The sequence below is a fragment of the Pseudomonas brassicacearum genome, from assembly GCF_000585995.1.
Lineage (GTDB): Bacteria > Pseudomonadota > Gammaproteobacteria > Pseudomonadales > Pseudomonadaceae > Aquipseudomonas > Aquipseudomonas brassicacearum_A.
The window spans coordinates 700,570-720,163 of sequence record NZ_CP007410.1; the positions used below are offsets into that span (position 1 = coordinate 700,570).

General features: G+C 63.9%; 16 protein-coding genes and 1 pseudogene. 4 read left to right on the top strand and 13 right to left on the bottom strand.

Features of this window, described 5'->3' with window-relative positions; genetic code table 11:
- Positions 1-63 precede the first annotated feature (63 nt).
- The 13 genes and pseudogenes from urtD to CD58_RS03050 all read right to left on the bottom strand — a co-directional run bounded on the left by urtD (position 64) and on the right by CD58_RS03050 (position 14,588).
- A complete protein-coding gene (gene urtD, locus CD58_RS02990; RefSeq protein ID WP_025211596.1) occupies positions 64-933 on the bottom strand; it encodes an urea ABC transporter ATP-binding protein UrtD in 870 nt (289 codons plus the stop codon).
- Positions 930-2,009, bottom strand: coding sequence for an urea ABC transporter permease subunit UrtC (urtC, locus tag CD58_RS02995; RefSeq protein ID WP_025211597.1), 1,080 nt, complete (start codon positions 2,007-2,009; stop codon positions 930-932). The genes urtD and urtC overlap by 4 nt, the downstream gene beginning before the upstream one ends.
- Complete coding sequence (gene urtB, locus CD58_RS03000) at positions 2,009-3,511, bottom strand: urea ABC transporter permease subunit UrtB (protein ID WP_025211598.1); 1,503 nt, start codon at positions 3,509-3,511, stop codon at positions 2,009-2,011. The genes urtC and urtB overlap by 1 nt, the downstream gene beginning before the upstream one ends.
- Before the next feature lie 158 nt (positions 3,512-3,669).
- Positions 3,670-4,935: an urea ABC transporter substrate-binding protein gene (gene urtA, locus CD58_RS03005; RefSeq protein WP_025211599.1), complete on the bottom strand. Its 1,266-nt coding sequence runs from the start codon at positions 4,933-4,935 to the stop codon at positions 3,670-3,672.
- Between the two features lie 381 nt (positions 4,936-5,316).
- A complete protein-coding gene (locus CD58_RS03010) occupies positions 5,317-6,696 on the bottom strand; it encodes a PepSY-associated TM helix domain-containing protein (RefSeq protein ID WP_025211600.1) in 1,380 nt (459 codons plus the stop codon).
- A 204-nt stretch (positions 6,697-6,900) separates the two neighbouring features.
- Positions 6,901-9,027, bottom strand: a complete 2,127-nt coding sequence (locus CD58_RS03015) for a TonB-dependent copper receptor (protein ID WP_025211601.1) — start codon at positions 9,025-9,027, stop codon at positions 6,901-6,903.
- 83 nt (positions 9,028-9,110) lie between these two features.
- Entirely contained in the window at positions 9,111-9,527 is a 417-nt protein-coding gene (locus CD58_RS03020; RefSeq protein WP_200868902.1) for a DUF2946 domain-containing protein, read from the bottom strand.
- A 39-nt stretch (positions 9,528-9,566) separates the two neighbouring features.
- Positions 9,567-10,046, bottom strand: coding sequence for a copper chaperone PCu(A)C (locus CD58_RS03025; protein ID WP_025211603.1), 480 nt, complete (start codon positions 10,044-10,046; stop codon positions 9,567-9,569).
- A gap of 46 nt (positions 10,047-10,092) precedes the next feature.
- Entirely contained in the window at positions 10,093-10,497 is a 405-nt protein-coding gene (locus tag CD58_RS03030) for a DUF2946 domain-containing protein (RefSeq protein ID WP_025211604.1), read from the bottom strand.
- A 319-nt stretch (positions 10,498-10,816) separates the two neighbouring features.
- Positions 10,817-11,053, bottom strand: a pseudogene (locus tag CD58_RS31635) (DNA-binding protein); the annotation flags it as partial.
- Between the two features lie 499 nt (positions 11,054-11,552).
- The gene (locus CD58_RS03040) at positions 11,553-12,275 is read right to left on the bottom strand and encodes a cobalt-precorrin-6A reductase (protein ID WP_025211605.1); all 723 of its coding nucleotides are present in this window, start codon (positions 12,273-12,275) and stop codon (positions 11,553-11,555) included.
- Positions 12,276-12,286: 11 nt separating this feature from the next.
- Positions 12,287-13,384 (bottom strand): cobalt-precorrin-5B (C(1))-methyltransferase, encoded by a 1,098-nt coding sequence (locus CD58_RS03045; RefSeq protein WP_025211606.1) that lies wholly within the window; start codon positions 13,382-13,384, stop codon positions 12,287-12,289.
- The gene (locus tag CD58_RS03050) at positions 13,377-14,588 is read right to left on the bottom strand and encodes a bifunctional cobalt-precorrin-7 (C(5))-methyltransferase/cobalt-precorrin-6B (C(15))-methyltransferase (protein WP_025211607.1); all 1,212 of its coding nucleotides are present in this window, start codon (positions 14,586-14,588) and stop codon (positions 13,377-13,379) included. Before CD58_RS03050 ends, CD58_RS03045 begins: the two co-directional genes overlap by 8 nt.
- A gap of 365 nt (positions 14,589-14,953) precedes the next feature.
- Here CD58_RS03050 and cobG point away from each other — a divergent pair, with 365 nt between their 5' ends.
- Genes cobG through cobJ form a run of 4 tightly spaced genes read left to right on the top strand, consistent with a single transcriptional unit; the run spans position 14,954 to position 19,311 of the window.
- Entirely contained in the window at positions 14,954-16,273 is a 1,320-nt protein-coding gene (gene cobG, locus CD58_RS03055) for a precorrin-3B synthase (protein ID WP_025211608.1), read from the top strand.
- Positions 16,266-16,892, top strand: a complete 627-nt coding sequence (locus CD58_RS03060) for a precorrin-8X methylmutase (protein ID WP_025211609.1) — start codon at positions 16,266-16,268, stop codon at positions 16,890-16,892. The genes cobG and CD58_RS03060 overlap by 8 nt, the downstream gene beginning before the upstream one ends.
- Entirely contained in the window at positions 16,892-17,623 is a 732-nt protein-coding gene (locus tag CD58_RS03065; protein WP_025211610.1) for a precorrin-2 C(20)-methyltransferase, read from the top strand. The genes CD58_RS03060 and CD58_RS03065 overlap by 1 nt, the downstream gene beginning before the upstream one ends.
- On the top strand, positions 17,620-19,311 hold the full coding sequence (gene cobJ / locus CD58_RS03070; RefSeq protein WP_025211611.1) for a precorrin-3B C(17)-methyltransferase: 1,692 nt from the start codon (positions 17,620-17,622) through the stop codon (positions 19,309-19,311). Before CD58_RS03065 ends, cobJ begins: the two co-directional genes overlap by 4 nt.
- The last annotated feature ends 283 nt before the right edge of the window (positions 19,312-19,594 follow it).

A 19,594-nucleotide genomic window follows, 5' to 3' on the forward strand; every position in this document is an offset into this window, starting at 1 on the left:
TGTTACCTGACACACCGCCTTCGCGAGCAAGCCCGCTCCCACAGGGGGAAAGTGTTTGCAGCTCTAGCGACCGAGATACACCTCGATCACCCGCTCATTGTCCTGTACCTGTTCCAGCGACCCTTCGGCCAGCACGCTGCCCTGGTGCAGCACGGTGACGTGGTCGGCAATCGCGCCGACGAAGCCCATGTCATGCTCCACCACCATCAGCGAATGCTTGCCCGCCAGGGACTTGAACAGCTCGGCGGTGAAGTCGGTTTCGGCGTCGGTCATGCCCGCCACCGGTTCGTCGAGCAACAGCAGTTGCGGGTCCTGCACCAGCAGCATGCCGATCTCCAGGAACTGCTTCTGCCCATGGGACAGCAAGCCCGCCGCGCGATTGACCGAGGGGGTGAGGCGGATGGTTTCCAGCACTTCGCTGATACGGTCGTGCTGCTCGCCGGTCAGTCTGGCCCGCAGGCTGGCCCACACCGATTTGTCGGTTTTCAACGCCAGCTCCAGGTTTTCGAACACGCTAAGGGCTTCGAACACGGTGGGCTTCTGGAACTTGCGCCCGATGCCGGCCTGGGCAATCTGCACTTCGCTCATGCCGGTCAGGTCCAGGGTCTCGCCGAACCAGGCCTTGCCATGGCTGGGCCGGGTCTTGCCGGTGATCACGTCCATCAGCGTGGTTTTGCCCGCGCCGTTGGGACCGATGATGCAGCGCAATTCGCCGACACCGATGTACAGGTTCAGATCGTTCAAGGCCTTGAAGCCGTCGAAACTGACGCTGATGTCTTCGAGGGTCAGGATGGTGCCGTGGCGGGTGTTCAGGCCCACGCCTGCCGCCTGGCCGAGGCCGATGGCGTCGCGGCTGCTGCCGGCGTCCTGGTTGGGTTCCGGCGGAAAGAAAGCAGGTTCGAGCATGAATTCGGCACTCGCTGTGATTCTCATTGTTCACCTCGTTTCTTCAGCAGCCCGATCACGCCCTTGGGCAAGTACAGGGTCACCACGATGAACAGCGCACCGAGGAAGAACAGCCAGTACTCAGGGAAGGCCACGGTGAACCAACTCTTCATGCCATTGACCACGCCGGCCCCCAGCAGCGGCCCGATCAGCGTGCCGCGTCCGCCGAGGGCGACCCACACGGCGGCTTCGATGGAGTTGGTCGGGGACATTTCGCTGGGGTTGATGATGCCCACCTGCGGCACATACAACGCCCCGGCCAGGCCGCACAGCACCGCGCTCAATACCCAGACGAACAGCTTGAAACCACGGGGATCGTAGCCGCAGAACATCAGGCGGTTTTCTGCATCGCGCAGGGCGGTCAACACCCGACCGAACTTGCTGCGAGCCAGGCGCAAGCCGATGAACAGGCTCGTCACCAGCAACAGCACGGTGGCCAGGAACAACACCGCCCGGGTGCCCGGCTCGGTGATGCCAAAGCCCAGGATCGAGCGAAAGTTGGTGAAGCCGTTGTTGCCACCGAAGCCGGTTTCGTTGCGGAAGAACAGCAGCATTCCGGCGAAGGTCAGGGCCTGGGTCATGATCGAGAAATACACGCCTTTGATCCGCGAACGGAAGGCGAAGAAGCCGAACACCAGCGCCAGCAGCCCCGGCGCCAGCACCACCAGGCACATCGCCCAGAGGAAACTGTCGGTGCCGGCCCAGTACCAGGGCAATTCGGTCCACGACAGGAACGTCATGAACGCCGGCAAGCCATCACCGGCGGCCTGGCGCATCAGGTACATGCCCATGGCATAGCCGCCGAGGGCGAAGAACAGGCCGTGACCCAGGGAGAGCAGCCCGGCGTAGCCCCAGACCAGGTCCAACGCCAGAGCGACGATGGCGTAGCAGAGGATCTTGCCCACCAGCGTCAGGGTATAAGCGGAGACGTGCAGCGGATTGTCCGCCGCCAACAGCGACAGCAGCGGCAGGCTCAGCAGCACCGCCAGGATCAGCGCGCCGATGGCGAGGGTGAGTTTGGGACCGGCCTTTTGCGTGGCCGTGAGCATCAGGGGCTGGTTCATCAGTCGATTACCCGTCCTTTGAGCGCGAAGAGGCCTTGCGGACGCTTCTGGATGAACAGAATGATCAACGCCAGGATCAGGATCTTGCCCAGCACGGCGCCGATCTGCGGTTCGAGGATCTTGTTGGCGATGCCCAGGCCGAACGCAGCGAACACGCTACCGGCCAACTGGCCGACGCCGCCGAGTACCACCACCAGGAACGAATCGATGATGTAGCTCTGGCCCAGGTCCGGGCCGACGTTGCCGATCTGGCTCAGGGCCACGCCTCCGAGCCCGGCGATGCCCGAGCCGAGGCCGAAGGCGAGCATGTCCACGCGGCCAGTGGGCACGCCGCAGCAGGCGGCCATGTTGCGGTTCTGGGTCACGGCGCGCACGTTCAGGCCCAGGCGGGTCTTGTTCAGCAGCAGCCAGGTCAGCACCACCACGAACAGTGCGAAGGCGATGATCACGATGCGGTTGTACGGCAGCACCAGGTTCGGCAACACCTGGATCCCGCCCGACAGCCAGGCCGGGTTGGCGACTTCGACGTTCTGCGCGCCGAACACCAGGCGCACCAGCTGGATCAGCATCAGGCTGATGCCCCAGGTGGCGAGCAGGGTTTCCAATGGGCGTCCGTAGAGGTGGCGGATCACCGTGCGCTCCAAGGCCATGCCGATGGCGGCGGTGATGAAGAAGGCCACCGGCAGGGCGATCAGCGGGTAGAACTCGATGGCGTTCGGGGCGAAGCGCTGGAACAGCAGCTGCACCACATACGTGGAATAGGCGCCCAGCATGAGCATCTCGCCGTGGGCCATGTTGATCACCCCCAGCAGGCCGAAGGTAATCGCCAGGCCGAGGGCGGCGAGCAGCAGGATCGAACCCAGGGACATGCCGCTGAAGGCTTGGCCCAGCAGCTCGCCCACCAGGAGTTTGCGTTTGACTTGGGCGAGGCTGGTTTCGGCGGCCGTGCGCACGTTGGCATCGGTTTCGACGCCGGGCTCGAGCAGGCCTTCGAGACGGGTGCGGGCCAGTGGGTCGCCGGTTTCACCCAGCAACCGGACAGCGGCTAGGCGCACGCTCGGGTTGGCGTCCACCAGTTGCAGGTTCGCCAGGGCCAGGCTCAGGGCGGCATGCACGTCTTCGTCCTGCTCGCCGGCCAGTTGCCGGTCGAGAAACGCCAGTTGGGCCGGACGGGCACTTTTTTGCAGCTGCTGCGCGGCGCCCAGGCGTACGCGGGCATCGACGGCCAGCAGTTGATGGCTGGCGAGGGCGGTTTCGATCAACCCGCGCAAGCGGTTATTCAGGCGCAGGGTCTTGGGCTGGCCGTCGACGGTCAACTGGCCTTGCTGCAAGGCGTTGATCAGTTCGACACGTTCCGGCTCAGGCTGCGCGGCCCAGGTCTCCAGCAGCTTGGCTTGCTGGGTCGGGTTGGCGGCGACGAAGTCTTCGGCGTCACCAGCGTGGGCCTCCAGTGGCAACAGCAGCACCAGGGCGAGGATGAGGCGGTAAAGGGCGGTGGGCATATGCTAGGCCTTGCACAGTGCTTTTTGTGGGAGCGAGCTTGCTCGCGATGGCGGTGTGTCAGTCACTGTTCTCCTGGCTGATCCACCGCCATCGCGAGCAAGCTCGCTCCCACAAGGGTTGTGTGTCGGCCCGGGGATTGGGGCCGACACCCATGGGCTCAGTTGCTCTTCACCGCATAGTCAGGCTTCTTGTCGTTGCCGGCGATGAACGGGCTCCACGGCTGGGCGCGGATCGGGCCTTCGGTCTGCCAGACCACGTTGAACTGACCGTCGGCCTGGATCTCGCCGATCATCACCGGCTTGTGCAGGTGGTGGTTGGTCTTGTCCATGGTCAGGGTGTAGCCCGACGGTGCGGCGAAGGTCTGGCCGGCCAGGGCTTCGCGGACTTTGTCGACGTCGGTGGACTTGGCTTTTTCCACCGCTTGCGCCCACATGTGGATGCCGACGTAAGTGGCCTCCATCGGGTCGTTGGTCACCGCTTTGTCGGCGCCCGGCAGGTTCTTGGCTTTGGCGTAGGCTTTCCAGGAATCGACGAATTTCTTGTTTGCCGGGTTATCCACGGACTCGAAGTAGTTCCACGCCGCCAGGTTGCCCACCAGCGGTTTGGTGTCGATGCCGCGCAGTTCTTCTTCGCCCACCGAGAAGGCCACGACCGGTACGTCGGTGGCTTTCAGGCCCTGGTTCGCCAGTTCTTTATAGAACGGCACGTTGGAGTCGCCGTTGACCGTGGAGATGACGGCGGTCTTGCCACCGGCCGAGAATTTCTTGATGTTGGCCACGATGGTCTGGTAATCGCTGTGGCCGAACGGGGTGTAGACCTCTTCGATGTCCTTGTCCGCCACGCCTTTGGAGTGCAGGAACGAGCGCAGGATTTTGTTGGTGGTGCGTGGGTAGACGTAGTCGGTGCCCAGCAGGAAATAGCGCTTGGCACTGCCGCCTTCTTCGCTCATCAGGTATTCCACCGCCGGAATCGCCTGTTGGTTCGGAGCCGCGCCGGTGTAGAAGACGTTCGGCGACATCTCTTCGCCTTCGTATTGCACCGGGTAGAACAGCAGGCCGTTGAGTTCTTCGAACACCGGCAACACGGATTTACGCGACACCGATGTCCAGCAGCCGAACACCACGGCGACCTTGTCCTGGGTCAGCAGCTGACGGCCCTTTTCGGCGAACAGCGGCCAGTTCGACGCGGGGTCGACGACCACGGCTTCGAGCTTCTTGCCGTTGACCCCGCCCTTGGCGTTGATCTCGTCGATGGTCATCAGCGCCATGTCCTTGAGGGACGTCTCGGAGATCGCCATGGTGCCGGACAGCGAATGCAGGATGCCGACCTTGATGGTCTCGGCGGCCTGGACGGTCCAGGCCATGCCCATCGCGGCAATGCTTGCCGAGAGTGTAAAAGCCTTGATCAAGCTACGACGCTTCATTGTGCGATCTCCGTGGACTTATGAGTTTTTTTCGAGGGCAGATGCAAACGCTGAAGGCGCTTTTGCAAGGGGTGTGCCCGGTCGGAAAAAAGCCCGGAAACAGGGAAGTGGCGAGGAGGGGAGGAAGGGCGGTGCACCATGAGTGATCGCGATTCGGGGGCTGGTGCGATGGGGTGCGCCGCATTGGGGCGCCGATGTCACGGTCGCCAACGATCAACTGTGGGAGCGAGCTTGCTCGCGATAGCTGTTTGTCTGCCACATCAATGCTGGATGGGCTGACGCCATCGCGAGCAAGCTCGCTCCCACAGGGGGCCGGGGTCTGCGCTTAGATGGCGGGCGCGATAGTAGAGCGTTCGCGCCGCCTTGCGTTAGTGCACTGTCTCAGCTTGAAGATGAGGCCACTTCAGGCTCGCGATTGAAGCGGATCAGCAGCCGATCCAACAACCACACCACCACCAGCGACGCCCCCACCAACGGAAACACCACCGCCAGGGCCAGCATGATGAACACCCCGGTTTTCCAGGTCGGCAAGTCGTGACGCAGCGGCGGTACGCCGAACTTGCCCTGGGGCCGGCGCTTCCACCAGATCACCAGGCCACTCACGGCGCTGAGCAGGATCATCAGGCAAATCAGCAGCACGATGATCTGGTTCAGCGGGCCGAACATCTTGCCTTCATGCAGCATCACGCCGGTTTCGGTGGCGCGGGCGACGAGGCTGTAATGCGCCCAGCGTACGTCGGCCAGGACTTTGCCGGTGTATTGGTCCACGTGCAGGGTCGCGTCGTTGCGCGGGTCATCGGCGAACACGGCGACGGTGAACACACCGGTGGACGTGGTTGGCAGGGTGATGCTGTAGCCGGGTGTGACCTGGCGTTCGGTGGCGATGTCCCGCACGGCTTGCAGGCTGACGGTCGGGGCGGCGGGGCCTTCGTGCATGCCACCTTGGCCCATGTGCTCGGCATGGTCGCCGGACATCGGCATCGGCGTATTTTCCACGGCCCAGGGCACGGTCTGGCGGTGGGCGTTGTTGAGGCTGCCGGCCTCGACGTCGGACTTGGGTACGTCGTTCCACATCGCCGCCGGGAAGCGGTTCCAGAGGTTGGCGTATTGCTTGCCCCAGAAGCCGGTCCAGGTCATGCCGCTGAGCAGCATCACCAGCAGCAATGCCGCACCCCAGAAGCCGACGACCACATGGAGATCGCGCCAGAACACACGACCGCGAGCACTCCAGCGTGGCCACAGCACCCCGGCCGACGATGGCCCGCGCGGCCACCACAGGAACAGCCCCGACACCACCAGCACCACGCCCCAACCGGCGACCATCTCCACCAGCCGGTCACCGACGGTGCCGATCAGCAGCTCGCCGTGTATGGCCCGAGCCATGGCTTGCAGGTTGTTCTTCGCGTCCTGTTCGCCGAGGACGTCGCCGTGGTACGGGTCGATGAACACGTTCAGTTCCCGACCTTTGTCGATGACCACGAACTGTGCACTGCGCTCGGCGTTGACCGGCGGCAGGTACTGTTTGACCTGGCCTTCGGGGTAGGCCTGGCGGACCTTATCGAGCAAGTCGTCCGCCGCCAGGGTGTGATGCCCGGCGGGCACGTTCAGCAGGCTGCCGTACATCAGTGGATCGAGCTGTGGCTTGAACAGGTAGATGATGCCGGTCAGGGCCAGCATCACCATGAACGGCGCCACGAACAGCCCGGCATAAAAATGCCAGCGCCAGGCCAGGTTGTAGAAGTTGGGTTTCGGTTGGCTCATCAGAAGCGCTCCGCAGGGCAAATGTGATCGTTATGTTTTTTGGCGGTTTCAGCAAAACCTTGATTGAACACAGACCCTGTGGCGAGGGAGCTTGCTCCCGCTGGGCTGCGCAGCAGACCTTCTTTTAATGCGGTCGCTACGCAACCGAGCGGGAGCAAGCTCCCTCGCCACGGGGTTGGGTGTCAGGCCTTGCCTGCGATGGTGTTAGAAACTCATATCCACCTTGGTCCAGAGCGTGCGCCCCGGTTCGTTGATGGCTTGCGGGTCGCTCGCCGGGTAGCCGAACCCGGCGTTGCCGGCCAGGTTCAGGTGCTCGGCGTAGGCTTTGCCAAACAGGTTGTCGACGCCGCTGCTGACCTTCCAGTGTTTGTTGATGCGGTAGGCGCCGTTGAGTGAGAACACTCCGAACCCCGAGCTTGTACCGTAGTCCTTGCCCACCACGTTGCCCTTGTTTTCATCGACGCGGTGTTGTGCCGCCACCACACGCCACAGGGCGCCGGCGCTCCAGCGGTCTTCGCTGTAGGTCAGGCCCAGGCGGGCGTCCAGTGGCGGCATTTGCGCCAGGGCGCTACCGTCGCTGCTGTTTTTGCCCCACGCATAGGCCAGGGTCGCATCGGCCTTCCAGTGTTCGGTCAGCTTGTAGGCCGCGCCCAGTTCACCGCCCATGATCCGCGCATCGATGTTCTCGGCCCGGGAAGTGGTGCCCATCATGCCGGGGGTGTAATCGAACAGGATGTAGTCGCGGACCTGCCCGACATAACCCGACGCCCAGGCTTCGAGGGCTTCGGTCTTGTACTGCAGGCCGAAGTCGAGCTGAGTGGTTTTCTCCGGCTTGATCGAGTCGAAGGCATTCAGCGAGCCGCTGGGGCCGGCGTTCGGCGAGAACAGCTCCCAGTAGTCCGGAAAACGCTGCGCGTGTCCCAAGCCTGCATACAACGTGGTGGGGCTGTCGGCCAGGTCGTGTTCGTAGCGGAGGAAACCGCTGGGCAGCGTGTCGGCGCGGGTCTCGCCGGCGGTGGGATTGGGGCGGGCCGACATGCCGGAACCGATGCTCTGGCGGTAGTCCTTGGCCGAGGCCCGGTCGAGCCGGGCGCCGGTAATCACTCTGTCGCGATCAGCGGCGTACCAGGTCAATTCGCTGAAGACGCCGTAATTGTGGAAGTCGGCGTCCTTGGTGTATGGCAGGTTCTTGTAGGTGTCGATCCCCATGCTGCTGCGTTGACGGTGTTCGTTGGTCTGGGCGTCCAGGCCGCTGATCAATTGCACATCGGCCCAGCGCCAGGTGGCCTTGAGGCGCGCGCCCAAGGTGCGGCGGTCGACGTTGGAGGCCATGGGTCCGGCCATCATCCCGGTGCCGGACGGCGTGCGCAGCGTGTAGTTGTCCATCACATGGTCGGCGTAATTGTAGTAAACCTGGGCCTCGACCTTATCCAACACCTCACCTATGTTCGACTGCTCGAAACGCAGCCCGAGGCTTTCACGCTTGAACTGCGAGCCGTCCATGCTGCGCCCGGCATAGCGCGCTTCACCGTCGCCCTTGCCGGCCGTCAGTTCCAGCAGGGTGTCGGCGTCCGGGGTCCAGCCGAGGGTCACGTCGCCGTTCCACTTGTCGTAGCGCGACGGCACGGTGTCGTTGTTGCCGTCGCGGTAATCGTCCGAGTGGGCGGTGTTGCCGATCACCCGTACATAGCCCAGCGACCCACCGGCGGCGGCATCCACCACTTTGTCGAAACGGCCGTTGGAACCAGCCAGCACACTGGCATTGACCCGGGTGCCCAGTTCACCGAACTGTTCCGGTTCGCGCTCGAACAGCACGGTTCCCGCCGATGCGCCGGGACCCCAGAGCACAGTTTGCGGGCCCTTGATGACGGTGAGCTTGTCGTAGGTTTCCGGCGAGATGTAGGACGTCGGTGCGTCCATCCGCCCCGGGCAGGCACCCAGCAGCATGCTGCCATTGGTGAGGATGTTCAGCCGCGAGCCGAACATGCCTCGCAGCACCGGATCGCCATTGGTACCGCCGTTGCGTACCAGGGCAAAGCCGGGAATGGTCTTGAGGTAGTCGCCGCCATCACTGGCGGGCACCGGTTGGCGCGGGTCCTTGGGGTTGGTGACAACGGTCAGGGGTGAACTGGGGGCGATGGCGGTGATGACCGTCGGGCTCAGTTCTTCGACTTGGTTCTCGTGATGCTCGTGCTCATCGGCGAGTGCGTAGGGTGTAAGCAGCAAACCGCACAGTGCGGCGACGGTGTGACGCAAACGAACCCGGGGCTCGCTCGGGGGGCAGCTAACCTGGGCAGTGCCCAAAGCGATGCCGGCAGAAAACCTGGACATGATGATTCCATCGAACAGACGTAAACGACACGGTCGGGCAGCCTGGGGCTGTCTTGTGCGACCGGGTGAGGTAAGTGTCGGGTTTACGCGGCGAAGGGCGGTGCGCGGGTGCGGGCACCCGGGAAGAACGCTGGCCGGGCATGGCCCAGGCGCGGGGAGGGGCTGGTGTAGGTGTTGGCGAGCGGTGTATCGAAGGCGGTGAAGCTATGGCCGCCCGTCAGTGCCGGACAGTTGAACAGCAGGCTGCAATAGCCGCATTTTTCCCACAGTGCGTGATGCTCGCTCTGGGGCGGGCAATGTTCGGCGGCTGGCGCCTCATGCGCGGCGTGGGCTCCCGCCGGCATGTCCATGCTCATGTCCATCGACATGTTCATGCTCACGGACATGCGCTGATCCATCGGCATCGACTGAGAAATCAGTGGGCCGATAAAGATCATCAACATGGCGAACAGGCTGAGCCAACTGCCGCCTGCCAGGCTCAGGGGCTGGCGGCGGGGCATGGCGGACCTGTTGCGAGGAAGACCCATGGGAAGGCGCTATCAGTGCATGTGCATTTGGGTTTTGCTGCCGTCGGGGGCTTTTTTCTGCACCGCAACGTCGACGGTGACATCCCCGGCTTTTTCAAAATGCAGCGTCATGGAGAAGCGTTTGCCGTCGCTCAGCAGGCTGCGGTCCTTCAGCTCCAGCAGCATCACGTGATACGCCATCGGCGCGAACGTGACGGTTGCACCAGGGGCGATATCCACGACGGGCACCGGTTGCATTTTCATCAGGTCGTTTTGCATCACATGCTCGTGGAGCTCGGCCTTGCCGGCAATCGGTGTGTCGACGCTGAGCAATTTATCGGCGGTGCTGCCGCCGTTATGAATCACGAAATATGCGGCCACGGTCGGCGCGTTGGGCGGTAACTCTTGAGACCACGGATGGGCAATCTCAAGCTCGCCCACCTTGTATTGGTGCGCTTGGGCGAAGCCGACGGGAAGCAGAAGGGCAGCCAGCAGGATGAGTCTGTTCAACATGGGTGATTCTCCAGAACGATTCAGGCGCAGATGTGTGCGGAACGAATCAAACCAGAGGCGAGGCGCGGGGGTTGAGGCTTGGCCATTGCTGGCGGGGCGTGGGGCTGTCGAGCTTCGAATGGGCAATGCCGCGATGGCTGGGCCGAGCATCCAGGTACAACTGCGGGGCATGGCCGGTGAGTGCCACCAGCGATGCGGCGCCTGAACAGCACCAGCAATGCTGCATCGTCGAGTGAGTGTCCTTCTGCGACGTGCCCTGTTCGAGCTTGCCCAGGGAAATCGCGACCATTTTCGTGCCGCTGGACGAGCAGAAACTGCCCCACAACAGCTGCTCTGATGGCGCCTGGGCATTCGCCATCGCGCCAACGCTGCCGGAAAGCGGCATGGCAAGCATGTTGAACAGCACTGCGAAGCAGGCGATCCAGGCAAATGCAAGCCGTTGTCGGGACATGGGCGAATCCGCTCGGTTGGGCAATCAGGTGGCGGTATTTAGCCTGATCGGGGTTGAGAAGTAAAAAGGCCGCGTGCGGTATAGGGTCGCAGGCTTTGCATTAACAGTAGCAACAGTTTTGTAGGTGGATGCTGTTGTGGCGAGGGAGCTTGCTCCCGCTGGGGCGCGAAGCGGCCCTGAATCGTGCATCGCGGTGTATCAGGAAAATTGTGTCCGCCTTCTTGGGGCTGCTGCGCAGCCCAGCGGGAGCAAGCTCCCTCGCCACGGAGAATGTTGTTGATCAGTCGATATTCGATTGTTCCCAATCTGCATCGTAGTCCATCTGTGTCATATCTCTTGCCCGAGCGATATCGTTAAGGGATGCTCGAATCAGTCCCCCGTCCCCCGTGTCTTCTTCGAGACAAGCATCTAGATAAGCTGCCATTTCCTCATGCGTTTTGAGATGGCTAGCAGCGTCGAAACGCGTAATGGCTTCATCCCGTAGAATCCGGGCGAACTCAGGATCACGCTTGGCACGTTCCGCAATCGTATGTTTGTAGCTTCGTGTAAGGGCCATTTGTTACTTTAAATCTAATGGCATGCGTAGTTTTTGTGGTGAGGGGATTTATCCCCGCTGGGCTGCGAAGCAGCCCCAAAAGCTGGCACCTCGCAGCATCAGCCTAACCCCGTATTGTCGTTCAGGGGGCTGCTACGCAGCCCAACGGGGATAAATCCCCTCGCCACAGGGCGGCGGCTGTACGCAGGTTAGTCGACCGGGGAGTCCAGCATTACCGGCGCGCCCGAAGGCGCCCTGCGCACAACCACCATCTAGTGCAGGAGTGGATACCTGACTGGATGAAGCTTGTGAACCTGCTGAAAACCACCGGGCGACTAAACCCGATCACTGAAGGGCAGTGACGGGAATCAAGTTACCGACGGCCTCCAAGGCGCACAAGCCGGCGGATTCTGGCGCAGTTGTAGGCAGTGGCGCAAGGTGATGTAGCCTACTGTCGTAGTTCCGACGAGGCAGGGTTGTAGGGCGGTGTAGGTTCCCAGCACAGCACAAAAAAAGACTATTAAGCCAGGTGCTGCAGCCCCCGTAATAACTCCTCCACCGCCCCAAACTCCCGATCCACCCCCGCCAACACCGGCCGCCGCAAAATCAACACCGGCACCCCCCGCTCCCGAGCCACCTCCAGCTTCGGCTCAGTGGCCGTGCTGCCGCTGTTCTTGCTGACCAGCACATCGATCTGCCGTCGTTCAAACAGCTCGCGTTCACCCTCAATGTGGAACGGCCCGCGGGCACCGATGACTTCGCAGCGCTCATTGCCGGGATAAACGTCCAAAGCGCGCAGGGTCCAGAATTGCTCTGGCGGAATTTCGTGCAGATGTTGCAGCGGTTCGCGACCGAGGGTGAACAGTGGGCGGCGGAAGGGTTTCAGGGCTTGGATCAGTTCGGCCCAATCGGCCACTTCGCGCCAGTCATCCCCGGTCTGGGGTTGCCATGCCGGACGCCGCAAGGCCCAACACGCAATGCCGCAGGTGCGGGCCGCGTGGGCGGCGTTGTGGCTGATTTGTGCGGCGTAGGGGTGGGTGGCGTCCAGCAGCAGGTCGATGCCCTGCTCGCGAATGAATTGCGCCAGGCCGTCGGCGCCGCCGTAGCCGCCGACACGCACCTGGCAGGTCAGGTCCGTGGGGACGCGACCGATGCCTGCCAGGCTGTAGATGTGCTGGGGGCCGAGGGTGCGGGCGATGGCCAGGGCTTCGGTGACGCCGCCGAGCAACAGGATGCGTTTCATTTCAAGGCTCTTCATGACAAGGCTCCGGCGTGACCGACAATCCCGCCCTGGCGATCGATGGCGAAGACTTCGACCTGGACCTGGGCCGGCACCACACTGCGGGCGAAGGCCAGGGCGTGTTCGCACACCGCATCGCCGAGGGCGATACCGGCGGCGCTGGCCATCGCCAGGGCTTGCTGGCTGGTGTTGGCCGCGCGGATGCCTTGCTGCAGGGTTTCATCAGCGCCGATTGCAGCTGCCCATTTGGCCAGTTGTGGCAGGTCGATGCTCGAGTGACGGCTGTGCAGGTCCATGTGGCCGGCGGCGAGTTTGCTGATCTTGCCAAAGCCGCCACAGAGGCTGAGTTTTTCCACCGGCACCTTGCGCACATGCTTGAGCACGGCGCCGACGAAGTCACCCATTTCGATCAGGGCGATTTCCGGCAGGTTATAGACCCGGCGCATGGTGTCTTCGCTGGCATTGCCGGTGCAGGCGGCGACATGCTGGTAACCGTTGGTCGTCGCCACATCGATGCCCTGGTGGATTGAGGCGATGTAGGCCGCGCAGGAAAACGGCCGGACGATGCCGCTGGTGCCAAGGATCGACAGGCCGCCAAGAATCCCCAGTCGTGGGTTCATGGTTTTCAGCGCCAAGGCTTCACCGCCCTCGACATTGACCGTGACCTCGAAGCCACCGGCATAACCGCTGTCTTCGGCCAGACGGCCCAGGTGTTCGTTGATCATTTTGCGCGGCACCGGGTTGATCGCCGGCTCACCGACTTCCAACACCAGGCCAGGGCGCGTCACCGTCCCTACGCCGCGCCCGGCGATGAAACGCACCCCCGGTTCGTCGATCAAGCGCACGTGGGAAAACAGCAGGGCGCCGTGGGTCACGTCCGGGTCGTCGCCAGCGTCCTTGATCGTCCCGGCCTCGGCGCCTTGTTCGGTCCGTCGGCAGAACTCCAGGCGCATTTGCACGTGCTTGCCCTTGGGTAGCACGATCTCCACGGCATCGGCGTGGGCGCCGCCCAGCAGCAACCGGGCCGCCGCCAGGCTGGTGGCGGTGGCGCAGCTACCGGTGGTCAGGCCGCTGCGCAGGGGCGCGGGTTGTTCGGCGGTTTCGTCACGCATCGAGAGGCTTCGTCAGGTCCAGCAAGGTAATCGGCAAGGCCTGGCGCCAGGTGTCGAACTCACCCAAGGGTTGGGCCTGGGCGATGTGAATCCGGGTCAGTTCGCCGCCGTGGCGTGCGCGCCAGTCCATGAGCGTCATCTCGCTCTGCAGGGTCACGGCGTTGGCCACGAGCCGGCCGCCCGGCTTGAGTTGGGCCCAGCAGGCGTCCAGCACACCTTCACGGGTGACGCCGCCACCGATGAACACCGCGTCCGGACGCTCCAGGCCTTCCAGCGCTTGTGGGGCTTTCCCGCGAATCAGTTGCAAACCGGGCACACCGAGGCTGTCGCGGTTACGTTCGATCAAGGCCTGGCGACCTTCGTCGGCTTCGATGGCCAGGGCCCGGCAACTGGGGTGGGTGCGCATCCATTCGATGCCGATGGAGCCGCTGCCGGCGCCGACATCCCAGAGCAGCTCGCCAGGGGTTGGTGCAAGGCGGGCGAGGGTGATGGCGCGCACGTCGCGTTTGGTCAACTGGCCGTCATGTTCAAACGCGCTGTCCGGCAAACCGGCCAGGCGTGAAAGGCGCAGCGCCGAGGGTTCGCTGCGGCATTCGATAGCGATCAAGTTCAGGTCCGCAACGGCTGGGTCGGCCCATTGCGTCGCAGTGCCTTCGATCCGTCGTTCCGCCGCGCCGCCCAAGTGTTCCAGGACGATCATGGCGCTGGGCCCGAACCCTCGCTCGCGCAGCATCGTGGCCACGGCGGCGGGACTGTGGCGGTCATTGCTCAGCAGCAACAGCCGGACGCCTGTGGATAAATGCACATTGAGCGCCGCCAGGGGGCGTGCCACCAGCGACAGCGTGACCACGTCCTGCAGCGGCCAGCCCAGGCGAGCCGCCGCCAGCGAACAGGACGATGGTGCCGGGATGACCAGCATTTGATCGCCAGGCACCTGTTTCGCCAGGCTCGCGCCCACGCCATAGAACATCGGATCGCCGCTGGCCAGCACACACACCGACTCGCCCCGTCGCGCCAGCAACGGCTCCAGGGAAAACGGGCTGGGCCACAGTTCCCGTTCGCCGCGGATGCACACCGGCAACAGCGCCAGTTGTCGATCGCTGCCGACAATGCGCGACGCCCGCAGCAAGGCATGGCGAGCCATTCGGCCCAGGCCCTTGAAGCCATCTTCACCGATGCCCACTACGGTCAGCCAGGGGGTCATCTTTGTTCCTCGAATGGATGTGTTTTATCGGCGGGCTGTTGCGCCCACGAACCGGGCCGCCATCATACCGCGCCCCTTCTGTCAGGCGTGAACCTGTGGAAGCGGGGTTATTCACAGGTTTTGGGTCCGGCCCTAATTCCCCTGTGGGAGCGGGCTTGCTCGCGAAGGCGTCGATCCATTCAACCTCACCTTCTCAGGCTGACCGCTTTCGCGAGCAAGCCCACTCCCACAGTTTGAATGGGGTTGTGCACACGCTTTGTGCTTGGCCCGAATAATCCGACCGGCAAGCTTTTCATGACCCCCGGCAAAGCAGGCATAATGGCGCTCCTTCGCCATCGTGGCGTGCCTTGTCTACCGGTTATCCCTTGAACGAACGCCCATCAACCAACGTCATACGCCCCTCGGGTTGTCCGGGTTTGTTGCGTGTCGTCCAGGCGTTGGACGGTGGGATCTGCCGAATCAAGCTCGATGGCGGTTCCATCCGGGCGGATCAGGTCGAAGCCGTGGCATCGGCGGCCGAGCGGTTTGCCGGTGGCGTGATCGAGGCGACCAACCGCGGCAACCTGCAAATCCGCGGGATTGGGTCCGCGCACGGCGCGCTGATCGAGTCACTGCTGGCCGCCGGACTGGGGCCAAGAACCCCCGCCGGTGATGACGTGCGCAACCTGATGCTCAGCCCGTCGGCCGGGATCGACCGGCAGATGCTGGTCGATACTCGCCCGTTGGCCGTGCAGATCCTTGCCACCCTGCAAACCCATGAGCGCTTCCATGAACTGTCGGCCAAATTCGCCGTGCAGCTGGACGGCGGGGAAGCGCTGGCGATGCTCGAGCATCATCATGACCTGTGGTTGTCGGCCCTTGTCCGCAATGGCGAGCCCTGGTTGGCCTTCGGCCTGGCCGGCTCGCCGCTGGACGCGCCGGCGGGCAGGGTCCCGATGGCGCAGGGGCATGCTCTGGTGGTGACGGTGCTGGAGCTGTTTCTCGACCTGGCCCGCCCGGACCAGACACGCATGCGCCACCTGCTGAGTGAAATTCCTCCGGATGAGTTCATGACCCGGTTGGCCCGGCACGTGCCGCTGCAAGCGTGCCGCGATTGGCAGCGGGACGCGTCTGCCGACGGGCTGCACATCGGTGTCCATGCCCAGCACGACGACCGTGTCTATGTGGGGGCCGCGGCGCCCCTGGGCCGGCTCGACCCCATCATGTTGCGAGGAGCGGCGCAATTGGCGCGGGAGAAGGGCGATGCCAGCCTTCGTTTCACGCCGTGGCAAAGCCTGCTGCTGCCCAACGTGCGCCGTGAGGATGCGGACGAGGTCTTGACGCGGCTGGAGGGCCTGGGCCTGCTGTGCTCGCTCGATCAACCCTTGGCGCAATTCATCGCCTGCACCGGCTCCAGCGGCTGTGGCAAAGCCCTGGCCGACACCAAGGCCGATGCCCGGCAACTGGCCGAGCTGCTGCAACGCCAGGGCCAAACCCTGAAGGTCCACCTGTCGGGCTGCCCGCGTTCCTGCGCGGCGGCCCATATCGCGCCTGTCACCTTGCTTGCGGTCGCCCCCGGTCGTTACGACCTGTATTTTCGCGATGCCACGCTGCCGGGTTTCGGCGCGTTGCAGGCGCACAATCTAACTATTGAAGCGCTCGGCCACTGGCTCGACGCTCACCCCCGGAGCCCCCTTGATGCTTGATTACATCCGCGACGGTCAGGAGATCTACCGCAACTCCTTCGCGATCATCCGCGCCGAAGCCAACCTGGCGCGCATCCCGGCCGACCTGGAAAAACTCGCGGTACGCGTGATCCACGCCTGCGGCATGGTCGAGGCCATCGACGGCCTGCAGTTTTCCGAAGGCGCGGGCACGGCCGGACGCCAGGCGCTGGCCGCTGGTGCGTCGATCCTCTGCGATGCGCGGATGGTTTCCGAGGGGGTGACCCGGGCTCGCCTGCCGGCCAACAATCCGGTGATCTGCACCCTGCGCGACGAGAGCGTGCCGGCGTTGGCCCTTGAGCTGGGCAACACCCGTTCGGCCGCCGCCCTGGAGCTGTGGCGCCCGCACTTGGAAGGCAGTGTCGTGGTGATCGGCAACGCCCCGACCGCACTGTTCTACTTGCTGGAAATGCTCGATGCCGGCGCGCCGAAACCGGCCCTGATCCTCGGCTTTCCGGTGGGCTTCGTCGGGGCTGCCGAGTCCAAGGCCATGCTGGCGGCCAACAGCCGGGGTGTGCCGTTCGTGATCATGCAAGGCCGTCTCGGCGGCAGCGCCATGGCCGCCGCGGCCGTCAATGCCCTCGCTACGGAGATTGAATGATGCAGCAGCCTGGACGTCTGATCGGCCTCGGCGTGGGCCCCGGTGACCCGGAACTGATTACGGTCAAAGCCCTGCGCCTGCTGCGCGAATCGCCGGTGGTGGCGTACTTCGTTGCCAAGGGCAAGAAAGGCAACGCCTTTGGCATTATCGAAGCCCATTTGCAGGCTGAGCAGACCTTGCTGCCGCTGGTCTACCCGGTCACCACCGAAGCGCTGCCGGCGCCGCTGTCCTATGAGCAAGTGATCGCCGATTTCTACGACACGGCCGCCGAACAGCTGGCCGTGCACCTGGATGCCGGGCGCGACGTGGCGGTGATCTGCGAGGGCGATCCGTTCTTCTACGGCTCCTACATGTACCTGCATGACCGCCTGGCCGAGCGCTATGACGCCGAGGTCATTCCCGGCGTGTGCTCGATGCTTGGGGGCGCCTCGGTGCTCGGTGCGCCGTTGGTCTATCGCAACCAGAGCCTGTCGGTGCTCTCCGGCGTGCTGCCTCACGATGATCTCAAGCGCCGCCTGGCCGATGCCGATGCGGCAGTGATCATGAAGCTGGGGCGCAACTTTCCCAAGGTTCGCCAGGTGCTTCAGGAGCTGGGCCTGGACGGGCGGGCACTCTACGTCGAGCGGGCGACCATGGCCAACCAGAAAATCGTGCCATTGGATGAAGTCGAGCCGATGTCTTCGCCGTACTTCTCGTTGATCATTGTGCCGGGCGAACGGTGGCAGGGATGACGTCCAACGCTCCGGCAATCGTCATCCTCGGTCCGGGCAGCCTCGCGACGGCCCGGCGGATCCAACAGCGCTACCCCGACGCCTTGATTCACGGCCTGGCCGGTCGGGTCGAAGGCGCGGATCGTCAATACTCGGAGTTCGGCGTCACCTTGCGTGAGCTCTATCAGCACGACACGCCGATCATCGCCCTGTGCGCGGCCGGCATCGTCATCCGCACCCTGGCGCCGCTGCTGCTGGAAAAGGGCGTCGAGCCGCCAGTGCTGGCGGTGGCCGAAGATGGCAGCGCCGTGGTGCCGCTGCTGGGCGGCCTGGGTGGGGTCAATGTCATGGCCCGCGACATCGCGCAAACGCTGCAAATCGCGCCGGCCATCACCACCAGCGGCGAATTGCGTTTCGGCACTTGCCTGCTCAATCCGCCGAGCGGCTACCGCCTCGGCGACCTGGAGCAGGGCAAGCGTTTCGTGTCCGATCTGCTGGCTGGCGAATCGGTGCGCATTGAAGGTGTCGCGCCGTGGCTGGACCAGGCGCAGTTGCCCGAGGATGAACAGGCGCGGCTGGCGATCCGCATCGACAGCGCCGCGGGCATGCCGGCGGTGGATGAGCTGCGTATCTATCCGCGCAATGTCGTCGTGGCGATCAGCGCGGGGGCGTCGCCGGCCGTTGGCGAGACTTTGCGTGAGGCCGGCCTCGCCGTGCAATCGCTGGCGTGCCTGTTGGCGGTGGACAGCGACATGGCCCGGCCAGAATTGCATGCAGCCGCAGCGGCCTTGAACGTGCCGCTGCGCTTCGCGTCGGCTGCTGGCGATGTCGGCCAATGGCTGAACGAAACCCTTGATCAACCTGCGTCTATTTGCGCGTTGGGCGAGCATGCCGTGGCTGTGACCGAGCAGCCCCTCGACCCCCGACAGGTCGGCCGCCCGCGCGGGCGTCTGGCGGTGATCGGCCTAGGCCCCGGCGCTGCCGAGCTGATGGTCCCGGCGGTGCGCGCCGAACTCGACCGCGCCACCGATGTGCTGGGCTACGAAACCTACGTGCGCATGGCCGGGCCGTTCCGGGCCGATCAGGTGCAGCACTGCACTGACAACCGCGAAGAAATGCAGCGCGCCCGCCACGCCTTCGAACTGGCAGCCCAAGGCCGCTCCGTGGTGGTGGTGTCCTCCGGTGACCCAGGCGTGTTCGCCATGGCCGCTGCGGTGCTCGAAGCGTTACACGAGTCAACGGATGCCCATTGGCACAGCGTCGACCTGCAGATACTTCCCGGTGTCTCGGCCTCCCTGGCCACGGCCGCCCAGGCTGGGGCGCCGCTGGGCCATGACTTTTGCGTGATGTCGCTGTCGGACAATCTCAAGCCGTGGTCGATCATCGAAAAACGCCTGGACCTGGCCGCCGAGGCGGATCTGGCCCTGGCGTTCTACAACCCGATTTCCCGTTCCCGACCCTGGCAATTGGGACGGGCGCTGGAAATCGTTGCGCACCACCGTGCGGCGCAGACGCCGGTGGTACTGGGACGCGACATCGGTCGCCCGGGCCAGACACTGCGTGTCACGACGCTGGGGCAGTTGACCCCGGATCAGGTGGACATGCGCACCATGGTGCTGATCGGTTCCTCCACGACCTGCGTCTTCCCTCGCGCCGAAGGCGGTGACTGGGTGTACACGCCGCGCTGGTACGGCAGCAAGCCGCTCTGATGAAATCCGGTGGTCCGTTCGGGCCACCGCCACCTGAGTCCTGCCACCGCCTCGGTGCCGGGCATCGGTCTACTTGCTTGTATCCAGTTTTCTCAGAATGTAATAAGCCCTGACTTTAGTTAGCTGCTTTATAGATAATCGGTCGACAGTTCTTATGTACTGACTACCAAGTTGTGAACAAATAAGATAGTCGTGTGTTGTTGGACATTTATTGAATTCGTTGTGGGTTGAGTGGTGTCTTGATGAGGGTTATGTTGGCTTTCACTTCGTGGGTTATAACCGT